General features: G+C 71.2%; 19 protein-coding genes and 1 pseudogene. 13 read left to right on the top strand and 7 right to left on the bottom strand.

What is annotated here, in order from left to right:
• Positions 1-21: 21 nt before the first annotated feature.
• The 6 genes and pseudogenes from JOM49_RS27625 to JOM49_RS27600 all read right to left on the bottom strand — a co-directional run bounded on the left by JOM49_RS27625 (position 22) and on the right by JOM49_RS27600 (position 3,867).
• The gene (locus JOM49_RS27625) at positions 22-1,011 is read right to left on the bottom strand and encodes an NAD-dependent epimerase/dehydratase family protein (RefSeq protein ID WP_209671654.1); all 990 of its coding nucleotides are present in this window, start codon (positions 1,009-1,011) and stop codon (positions 22-24) included.
• 12 nt (positions 1,012-1,023) lie between these two features.
• Positions 1,024-1,503, bottom strand: a complete 480-nt coding sequence (locus JOM49_RS27620) for a macro domain-containing protein (RefSeq protein ID WP_209667124.1) — start codon at positions 1,501-1,503, stop codon at positions 1,024-1,026.
• 39 nt (positions 1,504-1,542) lie between these two features.
• Complete coding sequence (locus JOM49_RS27615) at positions 1,543-1,905, bottom strand: hypothetical protein (RefSeq protein ID WP_209667123.1); 363 nt, start codon at positions 1,903-1,905, stop codon at positions 1,543-1,545.
• A gap of 14 nt (positions 1,906-1,919) precedes the next feature.
• Positions 1,920-2,469: pseudogene (ybiA, locus tag JOM49_RS27610) on the bottom strand (riboflavin biosynthesis intermediates N-glycosidase).
• A gap of 40 nt (positions 2,470-2,509) precedes the next feature.
• The gene (locus tag JOM49_RS43370) at positions 2,510-2,863 is read right to left on the bottom strand and encodes a cupin domain-containing protein (RefSeq protein ID WP_209667122.1); all 354 of its coding nucleotides are present in this window, start codon (positions 2,861-2,863) and stop codon (positions 2,510-2,512) included.
• Positions 2,851-3,867: a LacI family DNA-binding transcriptional regulator gene (locus JOM49_RS27600; protein WP_209667121.1), complete on the bottom strand. Its 1,017-nt coding sequence runs from the start codon at positions 3,865-3,867 to the stop codon at positions 2,851-2,853. Before JOM49_RS27600 ends, JOM49_RS43370 begins: the two co-directional genes overlap by 13 nt.
• A gap of 150 nt (positions 3,868-4,017) precedes the next feature.
• Here JOM49_RS27600 and JOM49_RS27595 point away from each other — a divergent pair, with 150 nt between their 5' ends.
• The 10 genes from JOM49_RS27595 (at position 4,018) to JOM49_RS27550 (ending at position 13,960) form a co-directional block, all read left to right on the top strand.
• Positions 4,018-5,142, top strand: a complete 1,125-nt coding sequence (locus JOM49_RS27595) for a cupin domain-containing protein (RefSeq protein WP_209667120.1) — start codon at positions 4,018-4,020, stop codon at positions 5,140-5,142.
• Positions 5,139-5,849 (top strand): alpha/beta fold hydrolase, encoded by a 711-nt coding sequence (locus JOM49_RS27590; protein ID WP_209667119.1) that lies wholly within the window; start codon positions 5,139-5,141, stop codon positions 5,847-5,849. Before JOM49_RS27595 ends, JOM49_RS27590 begins: the two co-directional genes overlap by 4 nt.
• The gene (hisD, locus tag JOM49_RS27585) at positions 5,834-7,135 is read left to right on the top strand and encodes a histidinol dehydrogenase (protein WP_209667118.1); all 1,302 of its coding nucleotides are present in this window, start codon (positions 5,834-5,836) and stop codon (positions 7,133-7,135) included. The genes JOM49_RS27590 and hisD (JOM49_RS27585) overlap by 16 nt, the downstream gene beginning before the upstream one ends.
• Positions 7,132-7,896, top strand: a complete 765-nt coding sequence (locus JOM49_RS27580) for an SDR family NAD(P)-dependent oxidoreductase (protein WP_308158896.1) — start codon at positions 7,132-7,134, stop codon at positions 7,894-7,896. Before hisD (JOM49_RS27585) ends, JOM49_RS27580 begins: the two co-directional genes overlap by 4 nt.
• Entirely contained in the window at positions 7,893-8,621 is a 729-nt protein-coding gene (locus JOM49_RS27575; protein ID WP_209667117.1) for an HpcH/HpaI aldolase family protein, read from the top strand. The genes JOM49_RS27580 and JOM49_RS27575 overlap by 4 nt, the downstream gene beginning before the upstream one ends.
• Before the next feature lie 109 nt (positions 8,622-8,730).
• Positions 8,731-9,633: a carbohydrate ABC transporter permease gene (locus tag JOM49_RS43365; RefSeq protein ID WP_209667116.1), complete on the top strand. Its 903-nt coding sequence runs from the start codon at positions 8,731-8,733 to the stop codon at positions 9,631-9,633.
• Positions 9,630-10,523, top strand: a complete 894-nt coding sequence (locus JOM49_RS27565) for a carbohydrate ABC transporter permease (protein WP_209667115.1) — start codon at positions 9,630-9,632, stop codon at positions 10,521-10,523. The genes JOM49_RS43365 and JOM49_RS27565 overlap by 4 nt, the downstream gene beginning before the upstream one ends.
• Positions 10,520-11,878 carry an ABC transporter substrate-binding protein gene (locus tag JOM49_RS27560; protein ID WP_209667114.1) on the top strand — a complete coding sequence of 453 codons (1,359 nt, stop codon included), beginning with the start codon at positions 10,520-10,522 and terminating at the stop codon, positions 11,876-11,878. The genes JOM49_RS27565 and JOM49_RS27560 overlap by 4 nt, the downstream gene beginning before the upstream one ends.
• A gap of 11 nt (positions 11,879-11,889) precedes the next feature.
• Positions 11,890-12,885, top strand: coding sequence for a nuclear transport factor 2 family protein (locus JOM49_RS27555; protein ID WP_209667113.1), 996 nt, complete (start codon positions 11,890-11,892; stop codon positions 12,883-12,885).
• A gap of 16 nt (positions 12,886-12,901) precedes the next feature.
• Positions 12,902-13,960 (top strand): ABC transporter ATP-binding protein, encoded by a 1,059-nt coding sequence (locus JOM49_RS27550; protein WP_209667112.1) that lies wholly within the window; start codon positions 12,902-12,904, stop codon positions 13,958-13,960.
• Here JOM49_RS27550 and JOM49_RS27545 read toward each other — a convergent pair.
• Positions 13,957-14,859 (bottom strand): LysR family transcriptional regulator, encoded by a 903-nt coding sequence (locus JOM49_RS27545; RefSeq protein WP_209667111.1) that lies wholly within the window; start codon positions 14,857-14,859, stop codon positions 13,957-13,959. The genes JOM49_RS27550 and JOM49_RS27545 overlap by 4 nt on opposite strands.
• Before the next feature lie 72 nt (positions 14,860-14,931).
• Between JOM49_RS27545 and hisD (JOM49_RS27540) the strand changes: the two genes are divergently transcribed.
• From hisD (JOM49_RS27540) to JOM49_RS27530, 3 genes are read left to right on the top strand one after another with little or no spacing between them, the layout of a single operon-like run.
• Positions 14,932-16,254 (top strand): histidinol dehydrogenase, encoded by a 1,323-nt coding sequence (gene hisD, locus JOM49_RS27540; protein WP_209667110.1) that lies wholly within the window; start codon positions 14,932-14,934, stop codon positions 16,252-16,254.
• The gene (locus tag JOM49_RS27535; RefSeq protein WP_209667109.1) at positions 16,254-17,405 is read left to right on the top strand and encodes an ester cyclase; all 1,152 of its coding nucleotides are present in this window, start codon (positions 16,254-16,256) and stop codon (positions 17,403-17,405) included. The genes hisD (JOM49_RS27540) and JOM49_RS27535 overlap by 1 nt, the downstream gene beginning before the upstream one ends.
• On the top strand, positions 17,402-18,172 hold the full coding sequence (locus tag JOM49_RS27530; protein ID WP_209667108.1) for a nitrilase-related carbon-nitrogen hydrolase: 771 nt from the start codon (positions 17,402-17,404) through the stop codon (positions 18,170-18,172). Before JOM49_RS27535 ends, JOM49_RS27530 begins: the two co-directional genes overlap by 4 nt.
• The last annotated feature ends 230 nt before the right edge of the window (positions 18,173-18,402 follow it).

Genomic DNA, 18,402 nt, shown 5'->3' with positions numbered 1-18,402 from the left:
GTGCCTTCGGACGCCTGCCTGTCAGCGAGACCGCAGGTAGGCGTCCTCGGCCGCGTAGTCGAAATTGGCTGGGCCGGCAGCGCGGGGTGGCGAGGACATCAGCCACCGCAGTTCCTCCTGGACGGTGGTCGCGTAATCGCCCGCAGGCCGATACCCCACTGCGTACGCGGCACTGAGGTCCAGCACGATCGGCGGCACCCGATGCCACGGATGCCGACCGAGCCCGGGCGGGGCATCATCGCCTAGCAGCACTTCCCGCCAGCTGTGCCCGGCCGCGGCGGCGATGATCCGCGAAATCGACAGCACATCCGGCGCGTCCGGGTCGGCGGCGTTGAGGATGCGGCGGCCCGGCCGGTCGGCCACCAGCGCGACGAGCGCGGCGATGTTGACCGCGGCCGACGCATGATCGGCGCCGCGTCCGGCCAGGAGCACAGCAGGACGGCGGTCGAGTGCACGCTTGAGGAAGTACCACTCCCGCGGTGACAAGGCACCCGGACCGTGAACCCGCGACGGCCGCAACACCGTGACCGGCAAGCCGCTGTCGAGCAATGTCCGTTCGGCCGCCACCTTGTTCGGCCCATAACCTTCCGGCGAGTCGTAGGGCATCGAGCCCGGGGCCACCGTCGGCTGCTGCTCGGTCACCGGCCCGTCGAACCGCGGCGCGACCGCCGAATTGACGTGGTTGCCATCGCCATCGATGTAGACGGCTCTGCTCGACATCATCACCGTGGAATTCGCGTGCCGGGCCAGCGGTATCAGCGATCGCGCGTGGGCCGCGGTGAAACAGAGGCAGTCGACCAGCAGATCCACGCCCGAGCCCAGGGCCTCGCGCAGCCCCGCCTCGTCATCGCGCTCAACGCTGCTGAACCGAACCCCGGCGTCCACCAGCGCCGACGGCACCCGCGCCTCGTCGCGGCCGGTGACGTGCACCGACCAGCCGTCCGCCAGCAACCGCCCTGCGACCGCGCGGCCGATCACGCCGGTCCCACCCAGGACCAACGCACGCGACATCGACACCCCCACTCAGCTCAGGTCGTAGACGGTGACCGGAACGCCACGGTCCACCAGTTCACTGTGGACGAGCGGCTCGATCTGCTCCCACGACCCACCGGCCAGGCCACAGCCGATCCGGGGCAGGTGCACGCTCGCTGTCCGGTCTCGCGCTTGGGTGGCGAGGTGGCCCAGGCACCGGCGGACCGCGTCATAGCGAATGGGCGGGCCGGTACTGCGGCTGGTCCGCACCCCGTGCTGGCCCACCATGTTCGCCACCCAGGTTTCCGGCTCCACCTCGACGAGATGCACGGCACCCAGCCCGAAGTCGTTCGTGGCGCGCTCCCGATACCACCGCCGGTACGCGGCCTCGGGTTCACGCCACCGCCGGGAGACCGCCGCCACGAAACCCTTGCCCCAGCCGCCGCGGTCGTTGCAGATGTGCGCGACGATCGACGGACCAGCCGACTGGGGGCTGGTCGCGTCCCCGGTGAGGTAGCGGATTTCTGCCACCACCGGACGCTAGCGCGCGACACCGACAATTCCGGGCGATCAGTCGAGGCAGCGGAGCCACACCACGAGCGATCTGCCGATCCCCTCCCCGGGTTCGGCGTGCACCACGCCCAGCCGCACACGGGTTTTCGCCGAGGTATCCGTGCCGACGCAGGTGGGGCCGCCTGCTCCTTCATGCCACATGTTGTCGCGGCCGACCCAGGCCGCTCCGGCGACGATGTAGCCTTCCCCGCTCGAGGCATCAGCGGTGTCGTGCAGGGAAATGGCGACCCCGCCCGCGTCCGGCATCGCCCAGCCTTCGAGGACCTCGGGGGTGGCCGTATGCCGCGTGGTGACCCACCACACCCCGAACGCCACCGCGGCGATCACTCCCACCACCACCGGCGCCACGAACCGCTTCACGCGTGGGCCTCCCCTCATTTCGGACCGTCGCCGCGGGTGAGTATGGCGCGTGCCTCGCCGAGTGCGAATCCCAGCAGGTTGAGGCCGGGCCATTGCCGCGGGTCCTCGGCTCGGGGATCATCCGCCGCCAGTCCGATTCCCCACACCGCATCGAGCGGGCTTGCCTCGACCAGCACCCGTGCCCAGCAAGAACTGCCGCAGATCCGGGTTCTGCCCGAACTTCGCCACACTCCCGGCCACCACGATCTCGTACCGCTGCGCCTCCCACCGCTGCTGGTCGAAACCACGCACCGTCCGGCCCAGTTCCTTGGCCTGCCGCGGGTGCGAAGCCCGCGCGATCGCCTCGGCCGCGGCCTGGTCGTCGAACAGCAACGCCTTGCGCCACATCATGTAGTGCTCAGCCGTGGCGAAGGTCCGGCCGCTCAGCTCGAACGGCGAAGGCCACCACTGGCTCAGGTAGCCACGCCCGGGAACCCGATGGCCCCAGAAGAACAGGAACTTCACCCGCGGTGGTCGCCGCAGGCGATCGAGGAGGGCGGAGACGTCACGCGGTTGCTGTTCCACCTGGGCAGTCTCCGCCGACGCGGAAAGTTCCTCATCCGAATTACGGGATGGGGTCCGTGCTCTCCAGCCATTCGGTGCTCATTTCGCCCGCCGCGTGGATGCACACCAGTTCCAGCCGTTCGGTCCCGGTGTTGCGGAAGGTGTGCGGCGTATACGCACTCACCACCACGACGTCACCCGGCCCGGCCTCGGTTTCGTCGCCTTCGGCGTAGAAGGTGCCGTGGCCGGAGCGCACGATCCACGTTTCCGGGTACGGGTGCCGGTGCGGCTTCGGGCCCTGGCCCGGCTCGGCGTCCACGAGGAAAAAGGAAATGTCGGCGCCGTAGGGCTCGCCGATGAACTGGGCGTTGCGCGGGCCCGAAGGCGGATGAATCTGCCGGATCACGTGGTGCACTGTTCCTCCTCGGCGAGTTCGGCGTGCGTGCCCCGGCGCACGAGCTCCGGGGTGAACAGGGTCCTCCGCGGCGCCAGATCGGGGTGATCGATCCGCTCGGCCAGCATGCGCGCCGACGTCCGCGCCATCTCGTGCAGGTCGTGCCGCACGGTGGTCAGGTCGAACGACTCCCACCCGGCCATCGGGATGTCGTCGAAACCGACCAGCGTCAGCTCCTCCGGGATCCGGATACCGTGGCGCAGCGCGGCATTGAGCGCGCCGATCGCGGTCACGTCGTTGCCGCAGAACACCGCGGTCGGCCGCGGCTCCTGCGCCCACAGCACGGGCAGCGCCCGGTAACCGGTGTCGAAGTCGAACGGGCCGCGCTGGATGTGCCGTTCGGTCAGCGCGATCCCCGCCTCGGCCAGCCCGAGCCGGAACCCCAGTTCACGGTCCCGCCCGGTCGAGGTGTCCTGCGGACCGCTGATGATCGCGACGCTGCGATGACCGAGGCGGGCCAGCTCGGCGGCCACCAGCCTGCCGCCCTTTTCGTTGTCCACCACGGCGCTGTCGGCGTTGGCGTTGGCCGACTCCCGGTTGAGGAACACGAACGGCAATCCGCGGCGGCTCAATTCGTCGGGCAGCGCCGAGTCCAGGGTGGCGGTGGCCAGCACCACCCCGTCGATGGACCGGTCCAGCAGCCGCTGGGTGGCGATCGCCGACTCGGTGCGTTCGGTGAACAGCATCATCCGGTAGTCCAGCTGCTCGAGCTCGTCGTGCAGCGGGCCGACCAGGTGCGGGTAGAACGGATTGGTCAGGTCCGAGATGACCACGCCGACCCGGCGGCTCGTCCGGGTCGACAGGCTGCGGCCCGCCTCGCTGGGTACGTAGTTCAGCGCCTCCGCGGCGCGGCGGACCCGGTCCAGGGTCGCCGAGGTGACCCTCGGGTCGCCCCGCAGCGCGCGCGAGACGGTCGCCTGGCTGACCCCGGCCAGCCGGGCCACGTCGTGGCTGGTGATCGCCATACCCGTCCTCTCAGCTGTGCATGCATACGCATCGTAGTGCACTCATGCACGCTCGGCGCCCGAATTCGGCAAGACCCACCCCGAATCCATCATTGACATCCGCCCACCTGATTGCTTCAGTACATACGTATGCACAACCGGGAGGCAGACATGCGCGTGTCCGAAGAGGAGTTGCGGCGGCGGACCATCCGGCGCAGCGACTTCGTGTCCTGCAACCAGGCGTTCATCGACTGCCGGACGCCGGGCTCCGACCGCAAGGAGAACTACTCCATGATCGGGCCGGGGGTCACCCAGAGCGCCGATCAGGTGGTCAACCTGCGCGAGGCCCACGGCTTCAACATCGGGGCCGCCGCGATGCCCAACGGCATCACCAACAACCTGCACCTGCACTTCACCGCCGAGGTCTTCCTCTGCTTCCGCGGCGAGTTCCTGCTGCGCTGGGGCGCCGACGGCCGCGACGGCGAACTGGTGCTGCGCGAGGGCGACATCGCCTCGCTGCCCACCTGGATCTTCCGCGGCTTCACCAACATCGGCCCCGACGACGGCTGGCTGTTCACCGCGCTCGGCCACGACGACACCGGCGGCATCATCTGGGGCCCGTCCGTGCTGCGGGAGGCCGAGGGGCACGGGCTGTACCTCACCGCGGACAACACCCTGGTCGACACCGTCGCCGGGGACGAGCGCCCGCCGGAGGACGAGCTCGTCAAGCCGATGACCGGCGAGCAGATCGCCGGCCTGCGCAGCTACACCCCGGAGCAGATGCGGTCGAAGATCGCCACCCCCGAGGACCTCGTGTGGTCCAGGGAGCCGTTCCTGGACAGCAGGCTGCCCGGCGGCGGCGCCGAACTGGCGCTGGTCATCGGGTACGGCATGACCGAGGACCCCGAGCAGGAACCCCGGATCTTCAAGCCGCACGGCCACAACATCGCCTGGCTGCGCGCGGAACCGGGTCAGGGCGTGCGGGCGCACCGCCACGAGCGGACCCAGGTGCTGATGGTCAAGGAAGGCGAGTGGGAGGTCACGCTCAACCTGCACGACGAGGTGTCGGTGCGGCTGGGCCCGTGGGACCTGCTGTCGGTGCCCGCGGGGGCGTGGCGCGCGCTGCGCAACGTCGGCGAGGGCACCGCCAGCATGGTGGTGGTCAACGGCGGCGACGGCCGGGTCCGCCTGGACTGGGACGACGAGGTGGTCAAGGCGGCCGCCGACGAGGGCGTCGCCATCGACCACGACGGCTACCTGGCCCCGTACGCGCTGGTCCCCCGCCCGATCGGATGACCGTGGCGACCGTGCTGGTGCCCGGCATGCTGTGCGACGCCGCGCTGTGGGACGGCGTGCGCGGCGGCCTCGGCCCCGACGTGGTGGACGTGGAGATCACCGCGGGCGACATCGGCGGCATGGCCGAGCAGGTGCTCGCCGCCGTGCCGGGACCGTTCCGCCTGGTGGGCCTGAGTCTCGGCGCCATCGTCGGGTTCGAGGTGCTGCGCCGCGCCCCGGACCGCGTCCGCGGGCTGTGCGCGATCTCCACCAACGCCGGCGCACCCCGTCCCGAACAACGGCAGGGCTGGCTCGACCTGGCCCGATCCACTGTGGACGGGCAGTTCGACGCGGTGGTGCGCGAGCGGATCGCGCCGACCATGTTCGCCGACGGGAAACCCGAACTGATCGGAGCGTTCATGGCGATGGCCCACCGCGTGGGCCCCGCGGTGTTCCTCCGCCAGCTGGCCGCGCAGGCCACGCGGCGCGACCAGCACGGCGAACTGTCCCGGCACCGCGTCCCGGCGCTCGTGCTCTGCGGTGACCGCGACGCCCTCTGCCCACCCGCGTTCCACGAACGACTGGCCGCCGCGCTGCCCGCGGCGGACCTGAAGGTGCTGCCCGGCGCCGGGCACCTGCTGCCGTGGGAAGCCGACCTGGGCTCGCTGCTGCGCGAGCACCTCGACATCGACCTCACCGAGGAGACCAAGCAATGCCCGAAATCCTGAAAGCCCCCACTCCGGCGGCAGCCGCGCCGGGTGGCGATCCCGGGGTCAAGGCCCGGGTCACCGAGATCATCGGCGACATCCGTAAGCGTGGTGACGCCGCGGTCGCCGAGTACTCGGCGAAGTTCGACCAGTGGGAGCCCGAGTCCTTCCGCCTCACCCCCGAGGAGATCGACCGGATCATCGCCGGGGTGCCCCAGCAGGTCCTCGACGACATCCGCTTCGTCCAGCAGCAGGTGCGGACCTTCGCCGAGCACCAGCGGAACTCCCTCGGCGAGTTCGAGGTCGAGACGCTGCCCGGCGTGCGGCTGGGGCAGAAGCAGGTGCCGATCGCCGCCGCGGGCGCCTACGTGCCCGGCGGCCGCTACCCGCTGACCGCGTCGGCGCACATGACGATCGTGACCGCGAAGGTCGCCGGGGTGGCGCGCGTGGCCGCGTGCACCCCACCGATCCGCGGGGAGATCCCGGCGGCCACCGTCGCCGCGATGCACCTGGCCGGTGCCGACGAGATCTACCTGCTCGGCGGCGTGCAGGCGGTGACCGCGATGGCCGTGGGCACCGAGTCCATCCCGCGGGTCGACCTGCTCGCCGGGCCCGGCAACGCCTACGTCGCCGAGGCGAAGCGGCAGCTCTTCGGCGAGGTGGGCATCGACCTGTTCGCCGGGCCGACCGAGGTGCTCGTGGTCGCCGACGACACGGCCGACCCGTTCGTTGTCGCCGTGGACCTGTTGTCGCAGGCCGAACACGGGCCCGACTCCCCGGCGGTGCTGATCACCACGAGCCGTCCGCTGGCCACGGCGGTGCTCGAGCACGTCGACCAGTTGCTGCCCGGCATGCCCACCCGCGACTTCGCCGAACCGGCGTGGCGCGACCACGGCGAGGTCATCGTGGTGGATTCCCTCGACGAGGCCTTCGCGCTCGCCGACACCTACGCCAGCGAGCACGTCCAGATCCTGACCGCGCAGCCGCGCCAGGCACTGGACAAGATGACCCAGTACGGCGCGCTGTTCCTCGGCGCGGGCACCTGCGTGTCCTACGGCGACAAGGTCATCGGCACCAACCACGTGCTGCCGACCCGCGGCGCCGCCCGGTACACCGGCGGGCTGTGGGTGGGCAAGTACCTCAAAACCGTCACCTACCAGGAGATCACCGATCCGGCGTCCAGCGCCGCGCTCGGCGAGGTGTGCGGCCGCGCGGCCCGCGTCGAGCTGTTCGAAGGCCACGCCCGCTCCGGTGACGTCCGCGTCGCGGCCGCCGGTGGGCCGCGACCGTCCTGGGCGAGCCGGTGAGCCCCGGCCTGGCCGGGCGGACCGCGCTGGTCACCGGCGGCGGCTCGGGACTGGGCCGGGCGATGTGCCTGGCGCTGTCCGCCGCCGGGGCGCGCGTCATCGCCGCGGGACGGCGGCAGGCCGCGGTGACCGAGACCGTGGACCTGCTGGACACACCCGGACGTGCCGCGGTGGTCGACGTCGGCGACCCCGAGTCGGTGCGCGCGCTGGCCGCCGACCTCGACGGCGAACAGGTCGACGTGCTGGTCAACAACGCGGGCGTCCCCGGACCGGTCCGGAACCTGGTCGACGTCGAGCCGGGCGAGTGGGACGAGGTGTTCGCGGTGAACGTGCGCGGGACCTACCTGATGTGCCGGGCCTTCCTGCCGCCGATGGTGGCCGCGGGCCGCGGTGACGTGATCAACGTGGCCTCGGTCAGCGGCAAGCGGCCGCTGGCGGCGCGGACCCCGTACTGCGCCTCGAAAATGGCGGTGCTGGGCCTGACCACCACCCTCGCGGCCGAAGTCGGCCCGCACGGGGTCATGGTCAACTCGCTGTCCCCCGGACCGGTGGACGGCCCGCGGATGGAGCGCAACTTCCGCCTGGAGGCCGAACGCTCGGGCATCTCCAGCGAGCAGGCCGAGCAGGCGTTCGTGTCCCGGGCCGCGCTCGGGCGCATGGTCACCGAAGCCGAGGTGGGCGCCGCGCTGGTCGCGATGCTGGGCATGCCCGGGCTGTGCGCGGCCGACATCGACCTCTCGGCCGGGATGGTGGCCCGATGACCGGTCTCAAACAGATACTCGCGGCCGGTGATCGGGCGACCGGGGTCCTGCTGCGCCTGCCCGCGGTGGGCCTGGTCGAACTGGCCGGCGTGGCGGGCCTGGACTTCGTGCTCCTCGACTGCGAACACGGCCCCGCCGACACCGAGCAGCTGCAGCACCACCTCAACGCCGCCGACGCCCACGGCCTGGCGACGCTGGTGCGGGTGGGCAGCGCCGAACCCGCGCTGATCCTGCGCGCCCTCGACCTCGGCGCCCAGGGGGTGGTGGTGCCGCACGTGGACACCGCCGACCAGGCCAAGGACGTGGTCGCCGCCGCCCGCTACCCACCGCTGGGCGACCGCGGGTTCGCCAACTACACCCGGGCCGCCCGCTTCGGTTCCCGGTCCCCGGCCGGCTACCTCGAGCACGCGGCGGCCACCACCCTGGTGATCCCGATGCTGGAGACCGCCCGCGCCTGCGAGAACGCGGCGGAGATCCTGGCCGTGCCCGGGGTCGACGCGGTCATGCCCGGCCCCGCCGACCTGGCGGTGTCGATGTCCGCGCTCGACGATCCCGGCCGGGTGGCTTCGGCGATCGCCGCCGCCAGTGCCGAAGCCGAGCAGGCGGGCAAACCGGTCCTGCGCATCGTCGGCGACCCGGCGGCGGCGCGGGAAACAGGCTCGCGCTTCATCGTCTACAACCTCACCCAGGTCCTGCTGGACGCCCTGCGCGGCCTGCGGCTCTGACATACGAATACCCACCTAAGATTGGCCGCCTACAAGGCTGTTGCGGATTCCGTGAATACGCATACACTCGGCCGATCGCCGCACTGGAACCCCGCAGAGGAGTGCACCCGTGACGACAACGACAAGCCCGCCGCGCCGGCGCCGGCACGCGGTCGCCTACCTGCACCTGGCACCCGCGCTGATCGCCATCGTGCTCACCACGGTGTACCCGCTGGCGTCGGCGCTGATCACCAGTTTCCGGCACTGGCGGCTGAACGAGACCAGGGAGCCCGGCGAGTTCGTCGGCCTGGAGCAGTACCAGCGGGCGTTCACCGACGCGACCTTCTACAACAGCGCCTGGGTCACCCTGCAGTACACGGTGATCTCCGTGGTGCTCTCGGTCGGCATCGGCCTGCTCATCGCACTGGTGCTCAACCGGCCGGGCAGGCTCAGCGCGCTGACCAAGGCGCTGCTGATCCTGCCGTTCGCGGTGGCGCCGGCGCTCAAGGGCTTCTCCTGGCGGTTCATGTTCAACCCCGAATACGGCGTCTACGACCACATGCTCGGCGTGGTCCTGCCGTTCACCGACGACGTCAACTGGCTCGGGGACCCGTTCTGGGCGCTGATGGTGCTGGCGATGACCGAGGTGTGGGGCTGGGCCCCGCTGATCGGGCTGATGCTGCTCGGCGGGCTCGGCTCGATCTCCCCGGAGGTCCGCGACGCGGCCAGGGTGGACGGCGCCTCGCCGTGGCAGGAGTTCTGGCGGGTGACCTTCCCGCTGCTGCGCCCGCTGCTGCTGATCATCGTCTTCCTCAAGGCGGTGTTCTCGGTGAAGGTGTTCGACCAGGTGCTCACCACCACCGGCGGCGGCCCCGGCCGGGCCACCGAAACACTCAACTTCTTCGCCTACGCCCAGGGTTTCTCCTTCCTCGACATCGGCTACGCCTCGGCGATCTCCTGGATCATCGTGCTCGTGCTGGGCGTGCTGGCGGCGCTGTACCTGATCTCCATGACCCGGCAGGAGGCGAAATGACCGACCTCACCGAGCGCGCGGTGCGCCCCGCTCCCCCGGCACCCGCCGCGCCCGTGCGCGCCCGGCGCGTGACGCCGTGGCAGCGGGCGGGCCGGACGCTGCGGACACTGGCCACGCTGGCCATCCTGTTCTTCGTCCTGTTCCCGGTGCTGTGGCTGGCGCTGACCGCGTTCAAGCCCGCGTCGGAGGTGTTCTCCACCTCGGTGGTCTTCGCGCCCACCATGGACAACTTCGCCGAAATCCTCGGCGGCGCCAGCGATCTGAGCAGGTCGCTGGTCAACAGCGTGCTGATCGCGGTGGCCACGACGCTGATCTCGATCCCCCTGGCGCTGCTCGCGGCCTATGCCTTCTCCCGGTTCCGCTTCCCCGGCCACCGGGCGATGCTGCTGGCGATCGTGGCCACGCAGTTCATCCCCGGCGTGGCGATCGCCCTGCCGTTCCTCACCCTGTTCCGCGCGCTCGGCCTGATCGACACGCACCTTTCGCTGATCGTGGTGAACCTGTCGCTGGTGGTCCCCTACGTCACCTGGCTGCTCAAGGGTTTCGTGGACGGGCTGCCGATCGAGATCGAGGAAGCCGCCCGGCTCGACGGGTGCGGGCAGGTCACCCTGCTGTGGCGGATGATCACCCCGCTGGCCGCGCCCGGCATCTTCGTCAGCGTGGTGTTCTCGTTCCTGTTGTCGTGGAACGAGTTCCTCTTCCCGACCTTCCTGGCGCGGACCGAGGCGAGCACCCTGCCGGTCGCGCTGATGACCCTCGTGCAGCCCGAAGGCGTGGCGTGGGGGCCGATGGCCGCGGCGGGCCTGCTGGTGATGGTGCCGATGCTGGCGCTGTCGTTGCTGGTGCGCAAGCACTTCGCCCAGGGCATGACGATGGGAGCGGTGAAATGAGCGCGATCCGCAAGCTGGGGGTGCTGGCCGTGACCGCGCTGCTGGCGCTGAGCGGCTGCGCCGGCACCCCGGCCGGGGTGGAACTGGCGTCACAGCTGAAGACCGGGCCGGTCGACGAACTCGGCCTGGTCACCGGCAAGCCCTACGACGGCACCCGCATCCGCCTGCTCAGCTGCTGCAAGACGGCCGCGCAGTTCGCCGCGCTGCAGCGGCGCACCGCCGACTTCACCGCCCGCACCGGCATCGAGGTCGAGTGGGCGAACATCCCGTACGAGTCCTACCTGCAGAAGATCGTCGCCGAGAGCGCGGTCGGCGGCGGCACCTACGACCTCATCGTCTGGCCCGACGCCTACGGGGCCTCGGCGAAGGTCGGCCTGCAACCGCTGGACGACGCGCTGGCCCAGGCCGGCCGGTCGATCGCGGACTTCCCGCCGCCGTTCCAGCAGGCCGCCCGCGCCGGTGACGCCGACACCGTCTACGGCATCCCGTTCCGCGGCTTCTCCTACAACTACTTCTACCGCAAGAGCGACTACGACCGGCTCGGCCTCACACCCGCGAACACGTGGGCGGAACTGGACCAGCGGCTCGAAGCGCTGAAGCAGGGCCTGGAACGGAATCCGCTGGCCGGGCAGTACGGCCGCAACGGCGGGCAGAACCTCTACACCTGGCTGTCCATGCTGTGGAGCAACGGCGCCGACGTGTTCGACGCCGCCGGTGAACCCGCGTTCGACACCCCCGCGGGCATCGAGGCCACCGAGCAGTACATGTCCTTGCTGCGCAAGGGGTACAGCCCGCCGGAATCGACCAACTGGTCGGAAACCGACTCCACGCAGTCCTTCGAACAGGGCGCCAGCTCCTCGGTGTTCACCTGGGCCTGGCAGATGGACGACTTCAGCGATCCGGAGAAGGTCAAGCCGGAGGTCGCCGCGGACGTCGGCGTGGCCCCGATGCCGGGCTGGCCGGGCAAAACCACCGTGTCCTACGGCTACACCTGGCTGATGGGCGTGCTCAACACCTCGGAGAACCAGGGCGCGGCGTGGGAGTACCTGAAGTGGGTGACCCACCCGAAGACCGAACGCGACATCGCGCTGGACAAGGCCGATCCCGCCACCAGCAACAGCATCGTGGTGCACACGGCCAACATGCTCGACCCCGAGGTGAACGCGGCCAACTTCGGCCTTCCCCGGCTGCAGGAAGCCTCGCTGCGCACCGCCAGGACCGTGCCGATGACCATCGACTGGCCGCAGATCCAGGACGCGCTCGAGGTCGCGATCAACGAGATGGCGCACGGCGCGCCGGTGCCGGACCGGCTCAGGACCCTGTCCGGCGAGATCCGCGACCTCGTCCGACGCTGAGGAGACCCGACGTGGAACTGGAGAAAGCCGCCTACGCCCCCTACGACGGGCCCGAGGAGTTCATCACCGAGTGGACCGACCGCATCTGGGTCGGCCGCGGCATCGGCCTGATCCGGGAGAACTACGCGGCCGACGCGGTCGTGCACGGCGCCTACGGCACCACCCGCGGGGCCGAGCAGGTGGTGCGCTCGACGCTGATGAAGATCAACGCCTTCCCCGACCGGGTCGGCCAGGCCGCCGACGTGGTGTGGGAACCACGCGGCCCGCAGGCCTTCCTCAGCTCGCACCTGGTGCTCAGCGCCGGACGGCACACCGGCCCGACCGCCTACGCCGAGCCGACCTTCCGCGAGTTCACCTCGTACACCATCGCCACCTGCCTGTACCGGCTCGGCGTGATGGAGCACGAATGGGTAGTGCGGGACGAAGCGGCGGTCGTGCGGCAACTCGGGCTCGACCCCGCGGAGGTCGCGCGCCGCGTGGCTTTCGGCGCGTGGGACGAGGAAGCCCTCCGGCCGCCGGCGCGGCCGGTGCTCGAAGCCGGGGACACCGGCCCGCGACCCGACCGGCACCGCGGCGAGTGCGAAGGGGTCCTGGAACTGGTCGAGCAGGTGTGGAACCAGCGGATGCTGCACCAGGTGGAGCAGTACGTCGCCAGGGACGTCACCTCGTACCTGCCCCGGCACCGCTCCTTCGTGCGGCCCGACGGCTACCAGCGCGGCCTGCTCGAACTGCTGGCGCCGATGCCGGACGCGCGGTTCGAGGTGCGCGAGGTCGTGGCGCACGAGGACCCCGCCCGCGGTGGCGTGCGCGTGGCGCTGGTGTGGTGGCTGCGCGGAACCTACTGCGGCACCCCCGTCCACGGCCCGCTCACCGGTTCCCCGGTCACCGTGCTGGGCTCGTCCCAGTTCCACTTCCGCGACGGGCGCATCGTCGCCGAACGGCGCGTCTACGACGAGATCGCCGTGCTCGCCCAGATCGCCCGTGCCCGCGGCGACGAACCCGCCTGACTGCTGAGGAGTCCCCATGGCACCGGTCACCTACCACCACGTCACCCGCCGCTACCCGGGCAGCGACCAGGCCGCGGTCGACCGCCTCGACCTCGACATCGCCGACGGCGAGTTCCTGGTCCTGGTCGGCCCGTCCGGCTCCGGCAAGACCACCGCGCTGCGCATGCTCGCCGGGCTCGAAGACATCGACGAGGGTGAGGTCGCCATCGGCGGCCGGGCGGTCACCCAGCTGCCGCCGAAGGACCGCGACATCGCGATGGTGTTCCAGTCCTACGCGCTCTACCCGCACATGACCGTGCGGCAGAACATGGCCTTCGCGCTGCAGATGCGGCGCACCGGCTCCGCCGAGATCGACCAGCGGGTCACCGAGGCGGCCCGCCTGCTCGACCTGACCCCGTACCTGGACCGCAAACCCAAGCAGCTTTCGGGCGGGCAGCGCCAGCGGGTGGCCATGGGCCGGGCCATCGTCCGCGAGCCCGCGGTCTTCCTGATGGACGAACCACTGTCCAACCTGGACGCCAAACTGCGGGTGGAGACCCGGGCCGGCATCGCCGCCCTGCAGCAGCGGCTGGCCACCACCACGGTCTACGTCACCCATGACCAGGTCGAGGCGATGACCATGGGGCACCGCGTCGCCGTGCTCAAAGACGGTGCCCTGCAACAGGTCGACACCCCGGCGCGGCTCTACGCCCGCCCGGCGAACGCCTTCGTCGCCGGGTTCATCGGCTCACCGCCGATGAACCTGCACACGGTCCCGGTCGACCAGGGGCACGCGCGGCTGGCCGAGTTGCGCGTCGCGCTGCCGCACGGGCAGGCACGCGATGAGGTGACACTGGGCATCCGGCCCGAGTCGCTGCGCCTGGTCGGCGCCGAGGAAGCCGGTTTCGAAGCCACCGTCGAACTGGTCGAGGAACTGGGTGCCGACGCCTTCGTGCACGCCCGCGCCGGAGACGCGCGGGTCGTGGTGCGCGTCGACGGGCGCGCCACCCCGGCCATGGGGCAGGCGGTGCGTGTCGGGCTGCGTGACGTCAGCGAAGTGCACCTCTTCGACGCCGAAACCGGCTTGCGTCTCTAACTGCGCCGCTGGTCCAGCAGCATTTGCTGGGCCAGCCTCGCCAGTTCCTGGCTGGCCGGGGACAGCACCTCCGCCCGCCGCCGCACCAGCGCGATGGTGTCGAACAGCGGCTGCGCGAACGGGACCGTGTGCACGCCTTCCGGGCAGCTGGAGCTGGTCGCCACCGCGCGCGAGACGATGGTGTCCCCGATACCCCGCGCGGTCAGCGCCAGCGCGGATTCGACGTGCTCGACCTCGATCCACGGCGCCAGGCGCACCCCGGCCAGCTGCGCCCGCTCGGCCAGCTGCCGCCGGGTCGGGTCCTTCCAGCCGTAGTGGGCGTCGTAGAGGATCAGCCGGGCTTCGGCCAGCTGCCCGATGGTGATCGGCTCGGTCACGCGCGCCGGATCGGCGCTGGCGTAGACGACCTCGTCCCGCAGCAACGGGGTGACCACCAGATCGTCCTGCTCGACCGGCAGCACCACCAGCCCGGCCTCCACCGTGCCCGCCGAGACCGCGGCGGCGACCTCGACCGAGTTCAGGCCGATCAGCCGGATGCGCACGTCCGGATAGCGCTCGTGGAACTGCTGGGCCAGGTCCGAAAGCAGATAGTAGGCCGCGTTGCGCAGCAGGCCGAACGTCGCCACCCCGCCCTGCAGCGACCGCACCGAGCGCAGCGCCTGCGCGCCGGCGTCCGCCGCGGCCACCGCCTGCTCGGCGAACGGCAGCAACGCCGTGCCCGCCGCGGTCAGCACGAGCCGCCGCGGTCCCCGGCTGAACACCGCCGCGCCGTGCTCGTCCTCCAGCTTGCGGATCAGCTCCGACACCGAAGCCTGCGCCACCCCCAGCGCCCGGGCCGCCGCGCTGAACGAACCCAGCCGGGCGGCGGCCAGGAACGCCCGCATCTGCCGCAGAGTCATAGGGCCACCCTATAGCAAGCACGGGATCAACATGGGTTGTCCTGTGTGCGGAATTCGCTTAGCGTTCGCCGCATGCGACTGAGTCCCTCCACCCCGACGCAGCTCAGCGGCTCGTACCACGTGCTCAAGTCCGCTGTGGACAAACCACCGGCCCAGCGCGACCCCGCGGTCGTCGAGCGCGTTTCGGCCATGCTCGGCGAGATCGAACGCCACGGCATGGACGCCGTGCTGCGGTACGCCCGTGAACTCGACGGCACCGAACGCGAAGACGTCGAACTGACCACGGCCGACCTCGACCGCGCCGAGCGGAGCCTCTCGCCCGAACTGCGTGACGCGCTGAGCCTCGGCGCCGAGCGCACCGCGGCCTTCGCCCGCCAGCAGCGCTCCCGCCTCACCGACTTCGAGACCGAACTGGCCCCCGGCCTGGTCACCGGCGTGCGGTACGTGCCGGTCGGCAGCGTCGGCGCCTACCTGCCCGCCGGGCGGTTCCCGCTGCTCGCCGGGGCGTTCATGACCGCGGGCGTGGCCAAGGTCGCCGGCGTCCCGACCGTGCTGGCCTGCACGCCGCCCAGCCGCGGCGGCGGCGCCGACCCGGCGGTCCTGCACTCGGCGCGCCTGTCCGGCGCCGACCGGGTCTTCGTGCTCGGCGGGGTGCAGGCGCTCGCCGCGCTCGCCTTCGGGCTGCTCGGCGAGCCGCCGGTGGACATGCTGGTCGGCGCGGGCAACGCCTACGTCGCCGAAGCCAAGCGGCAGCTGTTCGGCAAGGTGGCGATCGACCTGCTCGCCGGGCCCTCGGAGGTCGCCGTGCTCGCCGACGAGACCGCGGACCCGGTGCTGGTGGCCGCCGACCTGCTCGGCCAGGCCGAGCACGGGGTCGACTCCCCCGCCGCGCTGGTCACCACCTCCCGGCGGCTGGGCGAAGCGGTCATCGAGGAAGCCGAACGCCAGCTCGAAACCCTGGCCACCGCCGAGATCGCCGGACCGGCCTGGCGCGACCACGGCTCGGTGCTGTGGGCGTCCGACCAGTCCGTGGCCGCGCGGCTGATGGACGACCTGGCACCGGAGCACCTCGAACTGCAGACCGCCGACGACGACTACTACCTCAACACCCTGCGCAACTACGGCTCGCTGTTCATCGGCCGCTGGAGCACGGTGGCCTACTCGGACAAGGGCATGGCGGGCACCAACCACGTCCTGCCCACCGCGGGCGGCGCCAAGCACAGCGCCGGGCTGTCGGTGTCCCGCTTCCTCAAGCCGCTGACCTATCAGCGGGTCGGCCGGGAGGCCACGCCGGAACTGGCCGGCGCGGTGGACGTGATCTCCAGCTACGAGGGCATGGCCGCGCACCGCGCGACCGCGACCCTGCGCATCGGCGCGTACCAGGGAGGCGAGTGATGACCGAAGAGACCAAGGCGAGCGGCACGGGGAGTCCCGGCGGCGCGATGGCGCCCGGCAAGCGCACCATGCCCGCCGATTTCGAGATCTCCCTGCGCCCCGGCTACGGCGCGGACGCGCCCAACCGCACGCCCGGCACCCGCCGCCAGCCGATGCGCGGGTTCGAGGACACCTACACCGACATCGTCGACTACATCGTCCGGATCACCCACCGCATCTGGGAAGACCAGGACGTGGGCTACATCTACGACACCTACAGCCCCGGCTGCCGCCTCTACGACGACAGCGGGCCCGCCTTCGGGGTGGAGCAGCTGGTCAGCGGCACGATGCAGAGCATCAACGCCTTCCCCGACTGCCGCCACTACGCCGACGACGTGATCTGGGCTGGCAACGAGGACGAGGGTTTCGTGACCTCGCACCGGGCGATCAACATCGGCCACCACACCGGGCCGTGGCGGTGGAGCCCGCCGACCGGCAAGCGGCTGCACACCTGGGTCATCGCCAACTGCGTGGTGCGCGAGAACGAGATCTACGAGGAGTGGGTCCTCTACAACCTCGCCGCGAAGCTGCAGCAACTCGGGCTCGACGTGCCCGCCGCCGCGCGCGCCTTCGGCAACGACGCCGCCTTCGTGCCGTTGACCGACCGCGTCAGCACCGAACCCGACCGGCTGACCGGCGGCCGCAAGCCCGCGCTCTACCCGGCCGCGGACGAGGCCGACATCGAGCACCTGGTGCGCGCGCTGTTCCACGACACCTACAACCGCCGGGACCTCACCGCGATCGACCGGGCCTACGACCCGTCGGTGCGCTGGCACGGCACCACCAACCGCACCGGCCACGGCCGCGGTGACGTGCGTGCCCAGGCCAGGAACCTGCTGGCCACCTTCCCCGACCTCGGGGTGCGGGTGGACGAGGTCTACTGGCAGGGCAACCCGGCCGACGGGTTCAGCGCGTCCGTGCGCTGGTCGGGCACCGGGACGCACCGCGGGTACGGCCTGTACGGGCGGCCGACCGGGCGCCGGGCCTACCTGTGGGGGATCGCGCAGCTGTACTTCGTCAACGGGCGCATCGTCGAGGAGTGGAACCTGTTCAACGAGTTCGACGTGCTGGCCCAGCTGCTGCGGGACGACCCGCCGCCGCGGCTGACGTGACGGTCGTGCACTGCGCGCCGGTGGCCCCGGTCATCGGCGACCACGACGGCAACCGGCGACGCGTCCTCACGGCGATCGGCTCGGCGGTGGCGGCGGGCGCGCAGGTGGTCGTGCTGCCGGAACTGGCCACCTGCGGCTACGCCTTCACCGACGTCGCCGAAGCCCGCGCCGCCGGTATCGCCGCCGACGACCCCCTGTTCGCCGACTGGTCGCGCGCGGCCGGCCCGGCGGTGGTCGTCGGCGGCTTCGCCGAACTGGGCGACGACGGCGAGCTCTACAACAGCGCGGCGATGGTCGACGCGAGCGGTGTGCTGGCGGTGTATCGGAAAACCCACCTGTGGGACCGGGAGAAGCTGCTCTTCCGCCCCGGTGACTCGGCACCACCGATCGTCCACACGGGACACGGCCGGATCGGGCTGCTGATCTGCTACGACCTGGAATTCCCGGAGGTGACCAGGAATCTCGCGGAACGGGGCGCCGAACTGATCGCCGCGCCGGTCAACTGGCCGCTGGTGGACCGGCCCGACGGCGAACACCCGCCGGAAACCGTCATCGCCATGGCCGCCGCCCGCACGAACCGCCTGTGCTTCGCCATCTGCGACCGCAGCGGCACCGAACGGGACATCACCTGGACCGGAGGCAGCACCACCATCACCGCCGACGGCTGGCCGCAGGGCCCCATCGCCGACCTGGACCTGAGCCTGAGCCGCAACAAATGGCTCTCGCCGCACAACCACGCCCTCAACGACCGACGCCTGTCGTTCTGATTGAGTGGCCCGGGCCATGCCGTGAATGTGGCTTTCACGGCATATTCCGCCGTGAAAGCCACATTCACGGCGCGCCCACCTCGTCGACTGCCGCAGGGTCGCGACGTCGCCCCCACGACCCCAGCCGCGACACGAATGTGGCTTTCGGGGCGGATTCGGCCCCCAAAGCCACATTCGTGTCACCGGTCGGCCATCTCGACTCTGCCGATGTCACGAGCCAGGGCGGGGGC

Origin of the sequence: Amycolatopsis magusensis (assembly GCF_017875555.1) — a bacterium.
Taxonomy (GTDB): Bacteria; Actinomycetota; Actinomycetes; order Mycobacteriales; family Pseudonocardiaceae; genus Amycolatopsis; species Amycolatopsis magusensis.
The sequence above is the reverse complement of the archived record's forward strand: the minus strand, read 5'-3'. Positions and strand labels throughout refer to the sequence as shown.

Excerpts from the sequence above, each read along its gene's own strand:
- JOM49_RS27625 (WP_209671654.1), bottom strand. The coding sequence starts at position 1,011 with ATGTCGCGTGCGTTGGTCCTGGGTGGGACCGGCGTGATCGGCCGCGCG.
- JOM49_RS27600 (WP_209667121.1), bottom strand. The coding sequence starts at position 3,867 with ATGGCGATCACCAGCCACGACGTGGCCCGGCTGGCCGGGGTCAGCCAG.
- JOM49_RS27595 (WP_209667120.1), top strand. The coding sequence starts at position 4,018 with ATGCGCGTGTCCGAAGAGGAGTTGCGGCGGCGGACCATCCGGCGCAGC.
- JOM49_RS27590 (WP_209667119.1), top strand. The coding sequence starts at position 5,139 with ATGACCGTGGCGACCGTGCTGGTGCCCGGCATGCTGTGCGACGCCGCG.
- hisD (WP_209667118.1), top strand. The coding sequence starts at position 5,834 with ATGCCCGAAATCCTGAAAGCCCCCACTCCGGCGGCAGCCGCGCCGGGT.
- JOM49_RS27575 (WP_209667117.1), top strand. The coding sequence starts at position 7,893 with ATGACCGGTCTCAAACAGATACTCGCGGCCGGTGATCGGGCGACCGGG.
- JOM49_RS27565 (WP_209667115.1), top strand. The coding sequence starts at position 9,630 with ATGACCGACCTCACCGAGCGCGCGGTGCGCCCCGCTCCCCCGGCACCC.
- JOM49_RS27560 (WP_209667114.1), top strand. The coding sequence starts at position 10,520 with ATGAGCGCGATCCGCAAGCTGGGGGTGCTGGCCGTGACCGCGCTGCTG.
- JOM49_RS27550 (WP_209667112.1), top strand. The coding sequence starts at position 12,902 with ATGGCACCGGTCACCTACCACCACGTCACCCGCCGCTACCCGGGCAGC.
- JOM49_RS27545 (WP_209667111.1), bottom strand. The coding sequence starts at position 14,859 with ATGACTCTGCGGCAGATGCGGGCGTTCCTGGCCGCCGCCCGGCTGGGT.
- hisD (WP_209667110.1), top strand. The coding sequence starts at position 14,932 with ATGCGACTGAGTCCCTCCACCCCGACGCAGCTCAGCGGCTCGTACCAC.
- JOM49_RS27535 (WP_209667109.1), top strand. The coding sequence starts at position 16,254 with ATGACCGAAGAGACCAAGGCGAGCGGCACGGGGAGTCCCGGCGGCGCG.